The sequence below is a fragment of the Mesorhizobium sp. B2-7-1 genome, from assembly GCF_006440735.1.
GTDB lineage: Bacteria > Pseudomonadota > Alphaproteobacteria > Rhizobiales > Rhizobiaceae > Mesorhizobium.
Window position 1 is genome coordinate 1 of record NZ_VFUA01000070.1, and the last position, 18365, is coordinate 18365.

Below are 18365 nucleotides of genomic sequence, written 5' to 3' on the forward strand. Positions count from 1 at the left end.
CGTGTAGGCGAGCAAGGCAAGGCCGGTGGCGAAGCTGTCCAGGCCGAGACCTGCATGGAACCAGATCGGCAGATAGATCATGAACGGCCAATAGCTCAGGTTCATCGCCGCCGAGCCGACGATCGCGCCTGAAAACGGACGGATGCGGAAAACCGAAAAGTCGAACATCGGCCGCTTGCTGACCCTTTCGGCGATGAGGAAGGCCACGAAACTCGCGATCGACAGGCCAAGGATCGCCAGGGCGGCCGGGCTGGCGAAGCCAAGCTCCGTTCCCTGCGTGATGTAGAAGACGAGGCAGAAGACCGAAGGCGACAACGTCAGGATGCCGGCGAGGTCCAGCCTGCCTGCTTGCGGATCCTTCGATTCACGGACGCCGCCCAACGCAAGCACGAAGGCGACGATCGCAAGTGCCACATGGATGAGGAACACCCACTGCCAGCTCGATACGGCGACGATGCCGCCGCCGATGATCGGGCCGAAACCGAGGCCGACGCCGAAGATGACGCCCCACCAGCCCCAGGCGACCGCGCGTTCTCGGCCTTCCTGGAATTCGTGCGACAGCACGGCGAGCTGGCAGATCAGCATCGCGCCGCCGCTCAGGCCCTGCAGGAATCGGGCGACGATCAGAGTCGAGATGTTGTCCGCCAGGCCGCAGATCAGCGAGGCGAGCCCGAAGGCGGCGATCGAGACCAGGAAGACGCGCTTGCGCCCATAACGATCCGCAATGGTGCCGACCGCCATCAGCACGGTCGTCACGGCGATGGTATACGCGTTCATTACCCATTGCAGTTGCTTGAAGTCCGCTTTGAGCACCTGTTCCAGGGTCGGCAGGACGGTCGGGACGCTCGATATCTCCAGCCCGAACATCAGGCAGGCAAGACATGCGGCGAACAGAACGACGATGCCTCGGCTCGTGAGGGCAGGTGCCATGGTCAAACCTCTCGAATTCCTTGGTCTTGAATTGCTTGGGGCAGGGCGAAACCGGATGGCCGTTTGCCGTTGCGCCCAACCCACATTAGGGCAGGCTTGATCATTTTAGAATTGCATGGTTGGCTATTTCAGAGACAACAAAACAGGATAGCTGACATGACGCTGGACGTAGATGCGGTAAAAGCCTTCGTCACCGTCGCCGACTTGCGCAGCTTCACGCGCGCCGCCGAGGCTCTCGGCAGCACCCAGGGCGCGATCAGCGTCAAGCTTAAGCGGCTGGAGGATCGGATCGGCGAAAGACTGATCGAGCGGACGCCGAGGCTGGTGCGCCTTTCGGCACGCGGCGCGGTGTTCCTGGAGCCAGCGCGCGAGCTGCTTGCCGCGCATGACCGCGCTCTCGCCAGCCTCACGGCTGTTCGCCGCCATTTCCGGCTGGGCATCGCCACCCATGTCGGCGGCGCCGAGGTGCCGACCTTGCTGGCGCGGCTCAGCGCGCATGATCCGGCTTTGACCATCGAGGTGCGGCTCGACGATTCACGCGACCTGCTCGCTGCCTTCGATCGCGGCGAGCTCGACGCCGCGATCGTGCGGCGCGAGGACGACCGCCGCGACGGCGAGGTGTTGGCGCCAGAGCATTTCGGCTGGTACGCCACGCCGGATTTCGTCTATCGCGCCGGAGAGCCGCTGCGGCTGGCCGCTTCCGCGCCCTCCTGCAGCATCCGCGACATCGTCACCGGCGCGCTCGACGCGGTCGGCATACCGTGGACGCAAGTTTTCCTGGGCTGCGGTTCCTTCGCGGTTGCGGAGGCCGTGTCGGCGGGCCTTGCCGCCGGTGCCTTCTCGTCTCGCCTGGTTCCGCCCGGCACGATCGAGATCAGCCGCAAATTCGGCCTGCCGCCGCTGCCGGCATCGGAGATCGTGCTGTTGTCCACGCTCTCCGACGCCCAGTCGCGCGATGCATTGCGCACCCTTGCCATGGCGTTTCGCGAGCATCGTCCGACCGCCAGCGGCGCGCGTCCCCGTTTCCGCAACTCGCAAATGGCCGACAGCCCTATCTGAAGCTGCCGGCTTGCGCGTTAGTTGACGTGAGCGCCTACGGCCGTCCGAAGAGCAGCATGGTCTGTGTTGGAGCGTGTTCAGTTGGGCCGCATCGACAACTCGACGTCGTCACCGAACGGCGTCGACATGTAGCCTCCGGCCGGCGCGCGCACCCGCTCCAGATAGTCGGGCGAGAAGTCGGCATTGTCGGCGATGACCAGCGCGCCGGGCCTGAGCCGGCTCTCGACCAGGCTCAATATCTCCGGATAGAGCGCCTTGGCGCCGTCGAGCAGCAACAGGTCTATCCGGTCGGGCAGGTCCTTGCTCAGCGTTTCCAGCGCGTCGCCCTCGCGGATCTCCACCAGGTCGATGAGGCCGCCTTCGGTCAGGTTGGACTTGGCCCGCACCACCTTGGACGGCTCGAATTCGGTCGTGATCAGGCGGCCGCCGCCATTGTCGCGCAGCGCCGCGGCCAGATAGAGCGTCGAGATGCCGAACGAGGTGCCGAATTCGACGATGATGCGCGCGCCGGTGCCGCGCCAGCATGTAGAGCAGCGTGCCGGTCTCCGGCGAGACCGCGAGCCACAGATCCTTCAGGCTGCCGTAGAACTGGCGATATTCGGTCTTGCTGTGGATGAGGCGCGTCCGTTCCTCGCGCGAGTACCGGGCGATCGCCGGGCTGGTCGCCGCATCCGCTTCCTTGAACAGGCGGGCGAGCAGCAGGGCCAAAGGGGTTTCGGTCAGGGTCGTCATCACTGTCTCCGGGCGGGTTCTTGTGTTGCATCGAAAAATACGAATAATCCTTCAGGTTTCCAATTCGCATTCCCGAGCGCGTCGGTGATCATTCGTCCAAGCCCTTCAATTTCCACCCGAAAACAGCCCAAACAGGCGCGCGCCACGGAACTCGTCGCGGCGATTCTGCAGGCGGCTGCTCAGGTTTTGGCTTCTGAAGGCGCCCAACGTTTCACCACCACGCGCGTGGCGGAAAAGGCCGGCGTCAGCGTCGGCTCGCTCTACCAGTATTTCCCGAACAAGGCGGCGCTGCTGTTCCGGCTGCAGAGCGACGAATGGCGCCAGACGACCGAGCTTTTGTGCGGCATCCTCGAAGACGCCGAGCTATCGCCGCTCGAGCGGATAAGAACGCTGGTCCATGCCTTCATCCGCTCGGAATGCGAGGAAGCGGCAGTGCGCGGCGCGCTGAACGACGCCGCGCCGCTTTATCGCGACGCGCCGGAGGCGCAGGAGGCGAAAGCCATGGCCGACCGCACGGTGGAGACCTTCCTGCGGGAAGTGCTGCCCGATGTTTCCGCGGCTGCTCGCGCCATGACCGGCGAGTTGATCATGAAGACGCTGAGCGCCGTGGGAGCGGATTTCTCTGAAAAGGAACGAACGGCCGGCGAGATCGAAGCCTATTCCGATGCGCTCGCCGACATGTTCTGCGCCTATCTCCGAAGTCTCGGCCATCGCGGCTGAGAGCAGGCGATCACTCCGCCGCCGGCGCCAGCGGCCTGACGCGCGCCATCATCGAGCGCAGCACAGCCGGCTTCAGCGGCTTGTTGACGACCGGAATGTCGAGCCGACCGGCGACCGCGCGCACCTCGCTGGAGCGGTCGGCGGTGACCAGCACGCAGGCAAGGTCCTGGCCGTAGGCGGCGCGCAGTCTGGCGATCGCATCGAGCCCGGTGCCGCCGTCGAGATGATAGTCGGCGAGCACCAGGTCCGGCTTCGGCGCGCCGGGCTTCACGAGATCGCCCGATCCCGAAGCCGTCTCGACACGGCAGCCCCAGCCTTCGAGCAGCAGCCGCATGCCGTCGAGGATGCGCGCGTCATTGTCGATGCAAAGCACATTGAGCCCGGCAAGCGTCGAGGCGAAGCGGGCCGGGGGCTTACTGGCCTCGCGTGGCGGCGTGGCGACCGCCGCGACCGGCAGGATGACGGAAAAGCGCGTGCCCTTGCCGGGGTTGGAGTAGATGCGGATCTCGAGCCTCAGCACCCTGGCGATGCGGTCGACGATGGAGAGTCCCAGGCCAAGGCCTTCGGCCTCGCGCACGCCCTCGTCGAGACGTGTGAACTCGTGGAAGACCGTGTTGAGCTTGTCGCCGGCAATACCGATGCCGGTGTCGATCACCTGGATCTCGGCCAGTTCGCCGCACCGGCGCACTCCAACCAGGATGCGGCCCTCGCGCGTGTATTTGATGGCATTCGAGACCAGGTTCTGGATCAGCCGACGCAGCAGATTGCGGTCGGTCATGACGCCGAGCGAGGATGGCATGATCGTGAGTTCGAGCTTCTTTTCAGCGGCAAGCGGGCGAAAATCGTTGCCGATCTGGCCGAGCAGTCCGCCGAGATTGAAGGCGGCATCCTCGGGCTTCATCGCGCCGGCGTCGAGCCGCGAGATGTCGAGCACCGCGCCGAGGATGGTCTCGACCGATTCCAGCGAGGATTCGATGTTGATCGCCGCCTTGCCCGCCGGTCCCTTGCCGGCCTTCTCGATCAGCGACGAGCAATAGAGCCGGGCGGCGTTCAGCGGCTGCAGGATGTCGTGGCCCGCGGCGGCGAGGAAGCGCGTCTTGCCGAGATTGGCTTCCTCGGCCAGCATCTGCGCCTGCGCCAGCTCCTCGTTGACGCGGGTGAGCTCGATGGTGCGGGTCTTGACCCGCTGCTCCAGCGATTCATTGGCCCGCTTCAGCGCCAGGTCCTGTTCGACTCGGCCGGAAATGTCGGCATAGGTGGCGACGATGCCACCGTCCGGCATCGGGTTGGAGCGCAGCTCCAGGATGCGGCCGGTGGTCTTCAGCTCCATCTGCCATGGGCCGGCGAAGCTGGTCAGCCGGTTGAGCGTCGTTACGCGCTGGTCGGCGGGAATATCGCCGCGCTCGGCGAGATGGCGCAGGATCCGGTCGAGCGAGACGCCGACCTGGCCCATCTCGTCCGGCAGGTCGAACAGCAGCCGGTATTGCCGGTTCCAGCAGATCAGCCGGAAATCGCGATCAAAGACGGTGATGCCTTGCTCCATCTGGTCGAGCGCGATCTGCAAGAGGTCGCGATTGTGCTGCAGCGCCTCGGTGGCGTCGTCGAGCAGCCTGAAGGCATCCTTGGAGTCGCGGTCGTTGCGGCGGAACAGCAGCGACAGGATGAGCCGCGCTGAGGAAGAGCCGACGGCGCTCGCCAGCAGCTGCTCCGAGAAGCGGATGACATCCATGCTGGCCTGTTCGGTGCCGTGCAGGGAGACTTTCGCGTCCCTTTCGAAGGATTGGAACGAGCGCTCCGTGCGCTCGACGCCGAGATAGCGCGAGATCGTATCCTTCAGGTCGTTGACGGTGACGGCGGTGCGGAAGCGCCTGAGGCTGGGCATCGGGCCGGCCTCGCGCGGCACGAAGATCGCCGCCTGGATGCGCTCCAGCGGCACGGATGCGCGGGAGAGGGAGCCGAGGACAAAAAACAGCGCGTTGACCGAGAGGCTCCACAGCACGCCGTGGTTCAGCGGCTCGCCCACGGTGCCGAACAGCGCCTGCGGCCTCAGCGCCTCGAAGCCGAACAGGCCATGGACCACGATGTCGGTAGAGTGACCGACGAGCGAAGGAAGCAGCAGCGTGTACCCCCAGACGGCGATGCCGGCGACCATGCCGAGCGCGGCGCCCCGGCCATTGGCGCGCCGCCAGATCAGCCCGCCGATCAGCGCCGGCGAAAATTGCGCAATCGCGGCAAACGACATCAGGCCGATCGAGGATAGCCGCGCGCTGTTGGTGCTCTCGCGGTAGTAGAGGAAGGCGATGAACAGCAGGATGAAGATCGAGGCGCGGCGCACGTTGAGGATCAGCGTCGACCAGTCCTCGTTCTCCGAGGAACTGGTCTTGAGCACCCGGCGAACGAACAACGGGATGACGAGATCGTTGGAGATCATGATCGACAGCGCGACGCTCTCGACGATCACCATGGCGGTTGCCGCCGAAAGGCCGCCGACGAAGGCGGCCATCGCGAGCAGATCATGCCCGCTGAGCAGCGGCAGCGACAGCACGTAAAGGTCGCTGCTGGTTTTCGTGCCGACCAGCGACAGGCCGGCAAAGGCGATCGGCAGCACGAAGAGGTTGATCGCCACGAGATAGAGCGGGAACACCCAGGTCGCGGTGCGCAGCTCCGCCTCGCTGCGGTTTTCGACGATGGTGACGTAGAACTGCCGCGGCAGCATCAGCACGGCAAAGCCGCTCAGGCCGGTCAGCACCAGCCAGGTGGCCAAAGAAGTGCTGTAGCTCATCGCTTGGCGCACCTGGCCATTTCCGGCAAGCCTGGCGAACATGTCGCCGGGCCCGCCGAAGATCAGGAACGTCACCATCAGGCCGATGGCGATGAAGGCGGCGAGCTTGACCACGGTCTCGACAGCCACCGCCAGAACCAGCCCGTCCTGATGTTCCGTCGCGTCGGCATGGCGGGTGCCGAACAGCACCGCGAACAGCGCCAGCAACATCGCCACCACGAGCGAGATATCGCTGACGAACGGGTCGAAGGAGGGCGGCGAACCGGTATAGTGCTCGACCATCAGGCTGACGGAGCCCGAGATCGCCTTGAGCTGCAGCGCGATATAGGGCACCGCGCCGATGGTGGCGATCAGCGTCGCGATCGCCGCGACGGTGAAGCTCTTGCCGTAGCGGGCGCCGAGGAAGTCGGCGATCGAGGTGATCTTCTCGCTTTTTGCCAGCCGGATCATGCGGTTGAGCAACGGGAAGCCGAACACGAAGACCAGCACCGGGCCGGTATAGATGCCGAGGAATTCGAGGCCGCGCTCGGAGGACAGGCCGACCGAGCCGAAAAAGGTCCAGGAGGTGCAGTAGATGGCGAGGCTGAGCGCATAGATGAAAGGCCGTGCCCGGCCCAGGCCGATCGTAGCCGAACGCCGGTCGCCGACGCTGGCGATGGCGAAGAGCAGCGTCACATAGGCGATCGCGATGATGACGACGAACCAGCCCTGCACGCACTTCCTCCTAGAGCATGATGCCGAAAAGTGGGAAGCGGTTTTCGGGCGACATCATGCTCTATTCTTAATTCAAACCCGGTCTCCACCCCAGCCTTGGGGCCCAAGTCCATCGCGGCTTTTGGCGCATATCCTGTTGATGACGCTGCGTAAACACAAACCGGTGCTTTCGCCTTTTTTCCGGTTTTGCAACCGGGGGTTTTTGTTATGGTGGGCGCGGGCCGGCGCCGAAGGACACTGGTGAGGCGGCAGCGCGGCCCGTCAAGGAGGGACAAATGCTGAAAGAGTTCCAGGAATTCATCTCCAAGGGCAATGTGATGGACTTGGCCGTCGGTGTCATCATCGGCGCGGCCTTCTCCAAGATCGTCGATTCGCTGGTCGGCGACATCATCATGCCGATCGTCGGCGCGATTTTCGGCGGATTGGACTTCAACAACTACTTCTTCGGACTGTCCTCGAACGTCCACGCGACCGCGCTGGCCGACGCCAAGAAGGAGGGCGCCGTTTTCGCCTACGGGTCCTTCATCACCGTCGTGCTGAACTTCCTGATCCTGGCCTTCATCATCTTCCTGATGGTCAAGGCGGTGAACAACCTGCGCAAGCGCCTGGAGCGCGAGAAGCCCGCCGCTGCCGCTGCTCCGCCGCCGGCCGATGTGCAGCTTCTGACCGAAATCCGCGACCTGCTCGCCAAGAGATAATCTTCGGCGAACGTTCTGGACCAAAACCCCGGCCCTTGGCGGCCGGGGTTTTCTTTTCATCGATCTGATAATAGCCGTGCCGACACGAACGCGGATCCGCCCATGACCATTATCGAGACCCTGCGCGCCGAAGCGCGCGCCGCACCGGAAAGCGGCATCGTCGCCGTCATCAATCACGGCCGCCTGCGCGAAGGCCTGATCCCACTCTGGGCCGGTGAGGGCGATCTGCCGACGCCGGCCTTCATCAGCGATGCCGCCGCCAAAGGACTGGCCGACGGCGAGACGTTCTACACCTGGCAGAAGGGCATCCCCGCGCTCAGGCAGGCGCTCGCCCGCTACTACGCCAGGCATTTCGGCAAAACCTTCGCCGAGGAAGAGTTCATCGTCACCGGATCCGGCATGCATGCCATCCAACTGGCCATCGACGCGATCGCCGGCAGCGGCGACGAGGTGATCTACCTCTCGCCTGCCTGGCCGAACTTCGCCGCGGCCGCCGGCGTGGCGGGCGCCGTGCCGGTGCCGGTCACCCTCGACCAGTCCGGCAATGGCTGGTCCTGCGACGTCGACAAGATCGCCTCCGCGATCACGCCGCGCACGAAGCTGTTGTTCATCAACACGCCGTCCAATCCGACCGGCTGGACGGCCGACAAGGAGACCCTCCAGGCGATCCTCGATCTCGCCCGGCAAAAGGGCCTGTGGATCATCGCCGACGAAATCTATTCGCTGTTCCACTACGGCCGTGGCCGCGCGCCCTCCTTCCTCGACGTCGCCACGCCCGAAGACCGCATTCTGTTCGTCAACAGCTTCTCCAAGAACTGGGCGATGACTGGTTGGCGCGTCGGCTGGATCAAGACCCATCCCGCCTTGCAGCAGGTGTTCGAAAACCTGATCCAGTACTCGACCTCGGGCGTCGCCCAGTTCATGCAGCGCGGCGCGGTCGCCGCCCTCGACGAGGGCGACGGCTTCATCGCCGAACAGGTGGAGCGCACGCATGCCGCGCGCGACCTCGTCTGCGGCATCCTCGGCGAAACCGGCAAAGCGCGGTTCACCGTGCCGCAGGGCGCCTTCTACCTGTTTTTCAAGGTCGACGGCCTCACCGATGCCCGAAAAGCCGCCTTCGACATCGTCGACAACGCCAATGTCGGCCTGGCGCCCGGCACCGCCTTCGGTCCCGGCGGCGAAGCCTTCCTCAGGCTATGCTTCCACCGCCGCCTCGATCAGCTCGAGGAAGCCGCGCATCGCCTGGCGAAATGGATGAAGACCGTTTGAGACAGGCGGCTTCAGCCGCCTGACTTCGGCACCAGGAGCGGAATGATCCGGTCGGTCTTGGCGACGGCGGGACGACCGGAGTTGGCATAGGGAATGCCCAGCGCATCCCAGGTCTCGACCAGCGCGTCCTGCAGCTCGGCGATCAGCGCGTCCGAATGAAACGGCGTCGGCGTGATGCGCAGCCGCTCGGTGCCGCGCGGCACAGTCGGATAGTTGATCGGCTGGATGTAGATGCCGTGCACGCCGAGCAGGCGGTCGCTGGCCATCTTGCAAAGCTCGGGGTCGCCGACCAGCACCGGCACGATGTGAGTGGCCGATTCCATCACCGGCAAGCCCGCCGCGGAAAGGACCTGCTTGGTCCTGGCTGCCTGGCGCTGCTGCGCGTCGCGCTCGGCCTGCGAGCGTTTGAGGTGCCGGATCGAGGCGGTGGTCGCGGCGGCGATGGCCGGCGGCAGCGCCGTCGTGAAGATGAAGCCCGGCGCATAGGAACGCACGGCATCGATCACAGCGCTGGTGCTGGTGATGTAGCCGCCCAGCGTGCCGAAGGCCTTGGCCAGTGTGCCCTGGATGATGTCGACGCGGTCGGCCAGGCCTTCGCGCTCGGTGATGCCGCCGCCGCGCGGTCCGTACATGCCGACGGCATGGACTTCGTCGATATAGGTCATGGCGTTGTAGCGCTCGGCGAGCTCCACGATCTGCTTGATCGGTGCGATGTCGCCGTCCATCGAATAGACGCTTTCGAAGACGATCAGCTTGGCGCGTTCGCGGCCAGCCGCCTGCAGCAGGCTTTCCAGATGCGCGACGTCGTTGTGGCGGAAGATCTTCTTTTCCGCGCCCGAGCGGCGCACGCCCTCGATCATCGAGGCATGGTTCAGCTCGTCCGAGATGATCAGGCAGTTGGGCAGAAGCCGGGCGATGGTCGAGATCGAAGCCTCGTTGGAGACGAAGCCGGAGGTGAAGACGAGTGCTGCTTGCTTGTCATGCAGGTCGGCGAGCTCATGCTCCAGCTCGACCAGCGGGTTGGACGTTCCGGAAATGTTGCGGGTGCCGCCGGCGCCCGAGCCCATCTTGCCGGCCGCGGCCTGGAAGGCGGTGATCACATCCTCGTTCTGGCCCATGCCGAGATAGTCGTTGGAGCACCAGACGGTGATTTCCTGGGCGCGGCCGTTAGAACGCCAGATGGCGCGCGGGAACTTGCCCACCATGCGCTCGAGGTCGGCGAAAACGCGGTAGCGACGCTCGGCGTGGAGCTGGTCGATCGCATCTTCGAAGAACCGCTGGTAATTCATGTCGGCTTCCCAATTTTGCGGCGGATCATAGTCATTGGCCTATGTTGCGTCCACCGCGCCCAACCGGTCAAAATGCCACGCCCCGGCCCTGTTCCTAACGATGCCGGATCGTGGCCTATTCCCGGCTGTTTGAAGCAACTTTGTTTCAGTACGATGCCTCGGACGGGAGGAACTGTTACGGACTTAACATTATAGGGAGGCGTATGCATATCGCCCAAAAGTGCACAGCGATTTTGGGGAACGACATAGGCTTTAACGGGCTTGCGGCGGGGTTTCCAGCACGGTGGCTGTTGAGACAGTTTCCGATAAATCTTGATCAGCGAGGTAGATGATGACGGTTTTGGTGACGGGCGGTGCCGGCTATATCGGCAGCCATATGGTCTGGGAGCTGCTAGACGCCGGCGAGAGCGTCGTGGTGCTCGACCGGCTTTCCACCGGCTTCGAATGGGCGGTGGCTCCGGAAGCAAAGCTGGTCGTCGGCGACGTCGCCGACCGCGACCTGGTCGGCCGGATCATCCGTGAGAACAAGGTCGACGCCATCATCCACTTCGCCGGCTCGATCGTGGTGCCGGAATCGGTTGCCGACCCGCTCGGTTACTACGAGAACAACACCTGCAAGACCCGCACGCTGATCGAAACCGCGGTGCGTGAAGGCGTGCCGCATTTCATCTTCTCCTCCACCGCCGCCGTCTATGGCGGCGCCGGGCTGGAGCCGGTGCGCGAGGACGCCCGCCTTGCGCCGGAATCGCCCTATGGCCTTTCCAAGCTGATGAGCGAATGGATGCTGCGCGACGCGGCGCTCGCGCACGACATCCGCTACACAGCGCTGCGCTATTTCAATGTCGCCGGCGCCGATCCCAAGGGCCGCACCGGACAGTCGACGCCCGGCGCCACGCATCTCATCAAGGTCGCCTGCGAGACCGCGCTCGGCAAGCGCCCCTTCATGCAGGTCTTCGGCAATGATTATCCGACGCCGGACGGCACCTGCATGCGCGACTACATCCATGTCAGCGACCTCGCCGCAGCGCACCGGCTGGCGCTGCAGCGGCTGCGCGACGGGGGAAATAGCCTCGTCGCCAATTGCGGCTACAGCCACGGCTATTCGGTGCTCGAGGTGATCGACAGTGTGCGCCGCGCCTTCGGCCATGACTTCGATGTCCGCATGGGGGATCGCCGGCCGGGCGACGCCGCCGCCGTGGTCGCCAATTCGGAGCTTGCGCGCAAGGAACTCGGCTGGACGCCGAAGCGCGACGATCTCGACCTGATCGTCAACGATGCCTTGGCCTGGGAGCGCATCCTGACGACCAAGAACTCGGCGCGAAACTAAGCAATTCCAGGAAAGTGTGCAGCGGTTTTCCGTCCGGAATTGCGTAACGAACTGAACGATTCCAGGAAAACTGTGTAGCGGTTGGGTTCGGCGACGTCGCCGGAGCTTTCCGTCCGGAATTGCGTAATGAGACTGAGCTGTTGGGCCAAGGGCTCGTCCGGCGCGTTTAGACGCGGTATTGAGGCTCGTTCGGGCAGCGCACGGAGGCGCGCTGCCCGGTTCGATCCTGAGGGGACGGCATGAAGGTCTTGGTTCTCGGCGCCGGCGTGGTTGGCACGGCGGCCGCCTATTATCTGGCAAAAGACGGTCACGAGGTGACGGTGATCGAGCGCCATGAAACGGCGGCGCGCGGCACTAGCCAGTCGAATGCCGGCCTGGTGTCGCCGGGCGACGCCACCGCGTGGGCCTCGCCCGCCGCGCTGAAGACCTTTCTGCGCGCGCTCTGGAACCACGACCTCGGCATCAAGGTGAGACTCCGCCTCGATCCCTATTTCTATGCCTGGAGCCTGCGTTTCCTGCGCGAATGCACCGTGAAGCGGCTGCGCGCCAACACCGACATCAAGCTGAGACTCGCGCTCCATTCGCGCGCGTGCATCAATCAACTGTCGGAGGAAACCGGCATCCATTACGACGAGCGCAAGAAGGGCATTCTCTACTTTTTCCGCACGCAGAAGAGCCTCGACACCGGCACCGACAATTACCGCTATCTCGGCGAGCACGGCCTGCCGATCGAGATCGTCGGCCGCGAGCGGCTGGTCGAGCTGGAGCCTGGTCTTGCCGGCGTGAAGGAAAAGATCGCCGGCGGCATCTATTCGCCGATCGACCAGACCGGCGATTCCAAGCAGTTCACGGATAACCTTGCCGCCTATGCGGCCAAGAAGCTCGGCGTCAAATTCCTGTTCGGCACGACGATCCAGGGCCTCGACATCGAGGGCGAGCGGGTGCGCGCTGTCATGACTTCGGCAGGGCCTGTGACGGGTGACGCCGTCGTCATCTCCATGGGGCCGGAAAGCGGTCTGCTCGGCCGCCGCTACGGCGTCGACCTGCCGGTCTACCCGGTGAAGGGCTATACCGCGACGATTCCCCTGGAGGACGAAAGCAAGGGCCCGACCATGGGCGGCGCCGACGAGGACCGGCTGATCGGCTATTCCAGGTTGGGCAATCGACTGCGCATGTCCTCGACGGCCGAATTCACCGGCTTCGACCGCAACTTCAAGCCCGGCGATTTCAGAACCATCCTGGAAACCGGCAAGGACCTTTTCCCGGGCGCCTTCGACGAGAAGAAGGCCGTGCTATGGGCAGGTCTGCGGCCGATGATGCCGAATTCAGTGCCGGTCATCGGCCAAGCGAAATACCGCAACCTCTATCTCGATACCGGCCATGGCCATGTCGGCTGGACCATGGCCTGCGGCTCAGGCCAATTCCTGGCCGACGTGGTCGCCGGCCGCAAGCCGCAGATCGATCCCAAAGGATTGCTGTACGGGGCGGCGCGCTGAGCCGGCTGGCTTACGCGGTGGCGACCTTCCGCCACGCTTGCCCGTAGGCTTGCCAGGCCGGATCGGCCGGGGGTTCGGTCCGCTTGCCCTTACTCATCGCGGGCACACCGTCCGACGCCAACAGCGCGGCGCCAATGCTGGTCCCGGTCGACGTCTCCGACGCAACGACGGGCCGCCCCGTCGCTGCCGCCAGCATGCGGTTGAAAAGCTGGTTCTGCGCGAAAGGCCCTTCGACCGTCGTCGTCCCGTTACCGCCGATCAGCTCCAGGCAGGTCGCGGTCATCAGCGCCAGATAGAACGAGATGGTGGCGAAGCGCCGGCCAGGGCTCAAGTTCTCGGCATTGACCCACTGTGCGTCACGATGCGGGAATGGCCCGGAGCCCTGTTGGGTGGAAGGCAGCAGCAAGACCTGGCGCGCTAGCACAGCGGCGACATCGGCTTCGCTCCATTCCTGCGGCTGGCCGTCGGTCAGCAGCGAGAACTCGCGCCCGCCCATGAAGCGGGCCGAAGGCACCGGGTCGCCGAGCGCGTTGACATTGACCAGCGTGTCGCGCGCCGCATCGAGCTCGACCTTCCGGCCGCCGACCGCCATCGACACCACCCATGTGCCGGTCGAAACGACCGAGAAGGGTGGCCGATCGGCCAACAGATGCGGCAGCAGCGAGGCGTTGGAGTCGTGCAGGCCGCAGAACATGGGAGTCGCGGGATCGAGACCCGTCTGTCGCGCAATCGCCGGCAGGATCGAGCCGAGCCTGTCCTTCGCCGGCCGCACCGGCGCCATCAGAAGGCGCCAGCCCATCCTGTCGACCAGCGACGAGTAATCGGATGTCCAGGGGTTCCACAGATCGGTATGGCAGCCGAGCGACGTCACCTCATTGGCGGCAACCCCGGTCAGCCGCAGTGCCCAGTATTGCGGGTACGTCAGCATCGCGGCGGCCTTGGCGAATTGCGCCGGGAAACGCTTCTCAAGCCAGAAGAACTGCGCGCCGAGATTGAGGCCGATCGGCAGCCGCGGCGTGCCTGTTTCGGCGAAGGGCGGACGCACGGCGTCATAGCCGGCCGCAAGCTCGTCCGGGCCGTCGAATTCGTAGTCGAGCACCGGCAGCGCCAACTCACCAGCGGCGTCGACCAGCGCGCCGGTCGCGCCATGCGTGGTGATCGATATCGCATCGATCCGCCGCTCGCGGTTGAGATCGGACAGGCTGTCGAGGATGAAGGTCCACAGCGCCTCGACATCGTGATGCGGGTAGGGCGCTTGGCGTACCGGCGTGTTGGCGATACGGCGCAACGCGATCTCGCTTAATGTCGCGAGATCGACCAGCGCTACCTTGGCGTTGGTCTTGCCGATATCGATGACGGCGACGATCATGCCATATGGAACATTGTTTCCAGCGGCACCGCCACCGGCTCGTTGTCGGCCCTGGTCTCCATCACATCGGCCATATGCGCCCACCAGCGCTGCATCACGGGGTGCTTGGGCAGGTCGGCCATGCCGTGATCGTCACGCCGCCACAGCACCCCGAACAGGATGTTGCTCTCCTCGTCGAGATGGATCGAATAGTCGGAGACGCCGGCCTGTTTCAGCAGCGCCACCAGCTCCGGCCAGATCTCGTCATGGCGGCGCTTGTACTCGGCCTTCATGCCGGGGTTGAGCTTCATCTTGAAGGCGTATTTTTCCATCAGGCGAAGCGCCCTTCGCGCAGCCGCCGCCAGACGATCGGCAACGCGATGACGATGATCAGCAACAGGCCGATGAAGATCGACATGACGATGCCGGGCACGTTGAGCAGGCCGAGGCCGAACGTCACCAGCCCCATGATGAAGGCGGCGAGCACGACACCGAGGATGCTGCCGGCGCCGCCGAGGATCGAGACGCCGCCGAGCACCACCATGGTGATGGCCTCGAGCTCATAGCCCTGCGCGATCGACGGCCTTGTCGAACCGAGCCGTGAGGTGATCAGCACGGAGGCGATGCCCGACATCAGCCCGGTCAGGCAGAACAGGATGAATTTGATGCGGGCAACGCGCACGCCGGAGAACTGGCAGGCGACCGGATTGTAGCCGATGGCGAAGACCCGGCGGCCGAAGCTCGTGCGGTGCAGCACGAACCAGTAGATCAAAGCCGCGACGAGGAACAACGCCAGCTCGAACGAGAAGACCCACCAGACATAGCCCTGGCCGAAGAAGGCGAAGCTTTCCGGATAGCCTTTGTAGGCCTGGTCGCCGAGGATGATGAAGGCGATGCCGCGGAACAGGCTCATCGTGCCGATGGTGACGACGATGGACGGCAGGCCGAGCCGGGTGACGAGCAGCCCGTTGAAGGCGCCGCAGGCCAGGCCGACGACGATGCCGATCGCCACCAGCACCGGGGTGCCGGCGCCGGCCTGCACGGCCATGCCCATCATGGTCGAGGCCAAAGCCACGATCGCGGCGACCGACAGGTCGATCTCGCCCGAGATGATCAGCAGCGCCATGGCGAGCGCGATCAGCCCCTTTTCGGTGAAGTTGAAGGTCAGGTCCGACAGCGACCACGGATCGAGGAAATAGGGCGAAGCGAAACTGTTGATTACGAAGATGGCGACCGCGATGACGACCAGCAGCGCCTCCCAGGAGAAGATCGCCGAGGAAAGCGGCTTGTCGAGCCGGTCGGGGATATGGCGCGGGGCAGGGGCGTCGGTCATGCCGCTTCCGCCTTTCTCAGGATGATGCGGCCCTGCCGGCGCTCGCCGCGCGCGTTGAGCACCACGGCCAGGATGATGGCGCTGCCCGAGATCGCCATCTGCCAGAATGGCGAGATGTTGATGACCGGCAGCGCGTTGGAGATGATGCCGAGGAACAGCGCGCCCAAAACCGCGCCGCCGACCGAGCCGATGCCGCCGGCGATCGAGATGCCGCCGATGACGCAGGCGGCGATGATGTTCAGTTCATAGCCGTTGGCGACCTCGACCGAGGCGATCACGTAGCGCGAGATCCAGAGATAGCCGGCGAGCCCGCCGATCATGCCGGAAATGCAGAAGACGATGAATCTGGTGCGGCCGACATCGATGCCGGCATAGACCGAGGCGGTCGGGTTGACGCCGATGGCGTAGATGGAGCGGCCGATCGCGGTCCGCGTCATCACCAGAAAGAACAGCGCGATCACGATGATCGCGATCCAGGACAGCACCGGCAGGCCGAGGAATGCCGTGCGCTGGAAGTTGATGAAGGCGGGGCTCATCTGGTCGGCGTTGACCCAGGCGCCGCCGGAGACGACGAAGGTGGCGCCGCGATAGATGGTGAGCGTACCGAGCGTCACGACGATCGAGGGGATGTTCAGCCGCCACACCAGGAAACCGTTGATCGCGCCCAGCACCAACCCGACGGCCAGTGCGATAACGATCAGCACCGGGATCGGGATGGCCGGATGCGCGGCGTTGAGCATCGCCACCACCATGCCGGTGAAGCAGAGGTTGGACGCCATCGAGAGGTCGATCGAGCGCGTCAGGATCACCACCATCTGCCCCAGCGCCAGGATCATCAGGATCGAGGTGTCGTTGAACACCTGGCGCAGATTGGCGGGGTCGGCGAAGCCGGGGAAGCGCGTTGAGATCAGCCCGATCAAAACGACGATGCCGGCCAGCAGCCATATCTCACGGTATTTGAGGAAGCCCTTCATGCCACGATCCCCGCTGCCGTTCTAACCAGCGTTTCGGCGTCGAGCCCCTTATTGTCGTATGTCGCCGCGATGCGTCCTTCGCGCATGACCACGACCCGGTCTGACATGCCGAGGATTTCTGGCAGCTCCGATGACACCATGATCACCGAAAGCCCTTGCGCGACCAGTTCGGCCATGAAGCCATGCACAGCGGCCTTGGAGCCGATATCGATGCCTTTTGTCGGCTCGTCGAGGATGATCACCTTCGGCGCCGTCGCCAGCCATTTGGCGATGACCACCTTCTGCTGGTTGCCGCCGGACAGCGTGCCGACATCCTGGCTGAGCGAGGAGGCGCGCAGGTCGAGCCGCTCGGTGTAGGAGCGGGCGAGCGAGAACTCTTCCGCCAGCCTCAGCACGCCGGATTTCGAGGTGCGCGAAAGCGACGGCAGCGACACGTTCTGGAAGATCGGCAGGCCGATCACCACGCCCTGCTTGCCGCGCTCTTCCGGCACATAGACGATGCCGGCTTCGATGGAATCGGCGGCCGATTTCGGCGCGATCGACTGGCCGTCGAGCGAGATGGCGCCCCGGCTGGTGCGGGTGATGCCGGCGATTGCCTGCATGACCTCGCTGCGCCCGGCGCCGACCAGGCCGTAGAAGCCGAGGATCTCGCCCTTGCGCAATTCGAAGCCGATGTCGTCGAATTCGGTCGGATGCGACAGGCCGGAGACGGAAAGCACCGGCGCACCGATCTTCGGCTCGCGCTGCGGAAAGATGTGGTCGACGTTGCGGCCCACCATCATGCGCACGATCTCGTTCTGGCCGGTGTCCTTGAGCAGGCCTTCGCCCACCATCTCGCCGTCGCGGAAGACGGTGTAGCGGTCGGCGATGCGGTAGATCTCGTCGAACTTGTGGCTGATGAAGAGCACCGCCTTGCCTTCGCTCTTCAGGAATTCGACCAGCAGGAAAAGCTCCTCGATCTCCTTCATCGAAAGTGCTGCGGTCGGCTCGTCCATGATGACGATGCGCGCATCGATCGACATCGCGCGGGCGACGGCTACGAGATGCTTGTTGGCGATGCCGAGGTCCTTCAGCCTTGCGTCGGCGTCGATATGGCCCGCGCGCATCGTCTCCAGCACCTCGCGGGCTTGTCTGCGCATCGTGCGCCAGTCGATGGTGCCGAAGCGGGTGCGCGGCGCGTGGCCGAGGAAGATGTTTTCGGCGACCGAAAGGTCGTCGAACAGCACGGTTTCCTGGTGGATGGCGGTGATGCCGTGGCCGAAGGCGGCATGCGCGCTGGGCAGCGTCGTCGCCTGGCCGTCGATGCCGATCTCGCCTGAATCGGGCTGGTAGATGCCGGTCATGATCTTGACCAGGGTCGACTTGCCGGCACCGTTCTCGCCGATCAGCGCGGTGACTTGGCCCGGATAAAGCGCCAGGCTGACATTGTACAGGGCGCGCACGCCTGGGAAACTTTTCGAGATGCCTGAAAGCGTCAGGCGCGGGGCCGAGGCTGGGGGCCGCGCCTCTACTTTGCCGTGATGGGCCGTCGTATCCATAATCGTATCAAGCCCGTCTATATTCAGTGTTGACTCCCCCTCATCCGACCTCCGCTTCGCTCGGTCGACCTCTCCCCGAGGGGAGAGGAGGCTTGCGAGCTTGGCTCCGGGCTCTTCTCCCCAGTGGGGAGAAGGTGGCCGCGAAGCGGCCGGATG

The 18365-nt window shown here is 64.7% G+C and carries 14 protein-coding genes and 1 pseudogene; 6 read left to right on the forward strand and 9 right to left on the reverse strand.

Annotation, left to right across the window (positions count from 1 at the left end; translation table 11 throughout):
• Nucleotides 1-930, reverse strand: a 930-nt coding sequence (locus FJ471_RS22850; protein WP_140807004.1) for an MFS transporter, incomplete at its 3' end; no start/stop codon positions are given.
• A 156-nt stretch (nt 931-1086) separates the two neighbouring features.
• Here FJ471_RS22850 and FJ471_RS22855 point away from each other — a divergent pair.
• Nucleotides 1087-1989 carry a LysR substrate-binding domain-containing protein gene (locus FJ471_RS22855; RefSeq protein WP_140807005.1) on the forward strand — a complete coding sequence of 301 codons (903 nt, stop codon included), beginning with the start codon at nt 1087-1089 and terminating at the stop codon, nt 1987-1989.
• Nucleotides 1990-2066: 77 nt separating this feature from the next.
• Here the strand turns inward: FJ471_RS22855 and FJ471_RS22860 are convergent.
• A pseudogene (locus FJ471_RS22860) lies at nt 2067-2721 on the reverse strand (O-methyltransferase).
• A gap of 84 nt (nt 2722-2805) precedes the next feature.
• On the opposite strand from FJ471_RS22860, the gene FJ471_RS22865 reads away from it, so the two are divergent.
• Nucleotides 2806-3441: a TetR family transcriptional regulator gene (locus FJ471_RS22865; RefSeq protein WP_140807006.1), complete on the forward strand. Its 636-nt coding sequence runs from the start codon at nt 2806-2808 to the stop codon at nt 3439-3441.
• A 10-nt stretch (nt 3442-3451) separates the two neighbouring features.
• Here FJ471_RS22865 and FJ471_RS22870 read toward each other — a convergent pair whose 3' ends face one another.
• Nucleotides 3452-6937 (reverse strand): PAS-domain containing protein, encoded by a 3486-nt coding sequence (locus FJ471_RS22870; RefSeq protein WP_140807007.1) that lies wholly within the window; start codon nt 6935-6937, stop codon nt 3452-3454.
• Between the two features lie 275 nt (nt 6938-7212).
• Here FJ471_RS22870 and mscL point away from each other — a divergent pair, with 275 nt between their 5' ends.
• Complete coding sequence (gene mscL, locus FJ471_RS22875) at nt 7213-7635, forward strand: large conductance mechanosensitive channel protein MscL (protein ID WP_140807008.1); 423 nt, start codon at nt 7213-7215, stop codon at nt 7633-7635.
• Between the two features lie 102 nt (nt 7636-7737).
• Nucleotides 7738-8904 carry a pyridoxal phosphate-dependent aminotransferase gene (locus FJ471_RS22880; protein WP_140807009.1) on the forward strand — a complete coding sequence of 389 codons (1167 nt, stop codon included), beginning with the start codon at nt 7738-7740 and terminating at the stop codon, nt 8902-8904.
• Nucleotides 8905-8915: 11 nt separating this feature from the next.
• Here FJ471_RS22880 and hemA read toward each other — a convergent pair whose 3' ends face one another.
• On the reverse strand, nt 8916-10193 hold the full coding sequence (gene hemA, locus FJ471_RS22885) for a 5-aminolevulinate synthase (RefSeq protein WP_140807010.1): 1278 nt from the start codon (nt 10191-10193) through the stop codon (nt 8916-8918).
• 331 nt (nt 10194-10524) lie between these two features.
• Here hemA and galE point away from each other — a divergent pair, with 331 nt between their 5' ends.
• Together galE and FJ471_RS22895 are read left to right on the forward strand one after the other, a co-directional pair.
• Nucleotides 10525-11520, forward strand: a complete 996-nt coding sequence (gene galE, locus FJ471_RS22890; RefSeq protein WP_140807029.1) for a UDP-glucose 4-epimerase GalE — start codon at nt 10525-10527, stop codon at nt 11518-11520.
• Between the two features lie 239 nt (nt 11521-11759).
• Entirely contained in the window at nt 11760-13016 is a 1257-nt protein-coding gene (locus tag FJ471_RS22895) for a D-amino acid dehydrogenase (protein ID WP_140807011.1), read from the forward strand.
• A gap of 10 nt (nt 13017-13026) precedes the next feature.
• On the opposite strand, the gene FJ471_RS22900 is transcribed toward FJ471_RS22895, so the two are convergent.
• From FJ471_RS22900 to FJ471_RS22920, 5 genes are read right to left on the reverse strand one after another with little or no spacing between them, the layout of a single operon-like run.
• Nucleotides 13027-14385 carry an FGGY-family carbohydrate kinase gene (locus tag FJ471_RS22900; RefSeq protein WP_140807012.1) on the reverse strand — a complete coding sequence of 453 codons (1359 nt, stop codon included), beginning with the start codon at nt 14383-14385 and terminating at the stop codon, nt 13027-13029.
• Nucleotides 14382-14696 (reverse strand): L-rhamnose mutarotase, encoded by a 315-nt coding sequence (rhaM, locus tag FJ471_RS22905; protein ID WP_181179664.1) that lies wholly within the window; start codon nt 14694-14696, stop codon nt 14382-14384. Before rhaM ends, FJ471_RS22900 begins: the two co-directional genes overlap by 4 nt.
• Complete coding sequence (locus FJ471_RS22910; protein WP_140807014.1) at nt 14696-15697, reverse strand: ABC transporter permease; 1002 nt, start codon at nt 15695-15697, stop codon at nt 14696-14698. Before FJ471_RS22910 ends, rhaM begins: the two co-directional genes overlap by 1 nt.
• Nucleotides 15694-16671, reverse strand: a complete 978-nt coding sequence (locus tag FJ471_RS22915) for an ABC transporter permease (protein ID WP_140807015.1) — start codon at nt 16669-16671, stop codon at nt 15694-15696. The genes FJ471_RS22910 and FJ471_RS22915 overlap by 4 nt, the downstream gene beginning before the upstream one ends.
• Complete coding sequence (locus FJ471_RS22920) at nt 16668-18209, reverse strand: sugar ABC transporter ATP-binding protein (RefSeq protein WP_140807016.1); 1542 nt, start codon at nt 18207-18209, stop codon at nt 16668-16670. The genes FJ471_RS22915 and FJ471_RS22920 overlap by 4 nt, the downstream gene beginning before the upstream one ends.
• Between the last annotated feature and the right edge of the window lie 156 nt (nt 18210-18365).

Bases quoted from the DNA above. Each gene is read 5' to 3' on its own strand.
- rhaM (WP_181179664.1), bottom strand. From the start codon at position 14,696: ATGGAAAAATACGCCTTCAAGATGAAGCTCAACCCCGGCATGAAGGCC.
- FJ471_RS22895 (WP_140807011.1), top strand. From the start codon at position 11,760: ATGAAGGTCTTGGTTCTCGGCGCCGGCGTGGTTGGCACGGCGGCCGCC.
- hemA (WP_140807010.1), bottom strand. From the start codon at position 10,193: ATGAATTACCAGCGGTTCTTCGAAGATGCGATCGACCAGCTCCACGCC.
- FJ471_RS22920 (WP_140807016.1), bottom strand. From the start codon at position 18,209: ATGGATACGACGGCCCATCACGGCAAAGTAGAGGCGCGGCCCCCAGCC.
- mscL (WP_140807008.1), top strand. From the start codon at position 7,213: ATGCTGAAAGAGTTCCAGGAATTCATCTCCAAGGGCAATGTGATGGAC.
- FJ471_RS22900 (WP_140807012.1), bottom strand. From the start codon at position 14,385: ATGATCGTCGCCGTCATCGATATCGGCAAGACCAACGCCAAGGTAGCG.
- FJ471_RS22880 (WP_140807009.1), top strand. From the start codon at position 7,738: ATGACCATTATCGAGACCCTGCGCGCCGAAGCGCGCGCCGCACCGGAA.
- FJ471_RS22910 (WP_140807014.1), bottom strand. From the start codon at position 15,697: ATGACCGACGCCCCTGCCCCGCGCCATATCCCCGACCGGCTCGACAAG.
- FJ471_RS22855 (WP_140807005.1), top strand. From the start codon at position 1,087: ATGACGCTGGACGTAGATGCGGTAAAAGCCTTCGTCACCGTCGCCGAC.
- galE (WP_140807029.1), top strand. From the start codon at position 10,525: ATGACGGTTTTGGTGACGGGCGGTGCCGGCTATATCGGCAGCCATATG.
- FJ471_RS22915 (WP_140807015.1), bottom strand. From the start codon at position 16,671: ATGAAGGGCTTCCTCAAATACCGTGAGATATGGCTGCTGGCCGGCATC.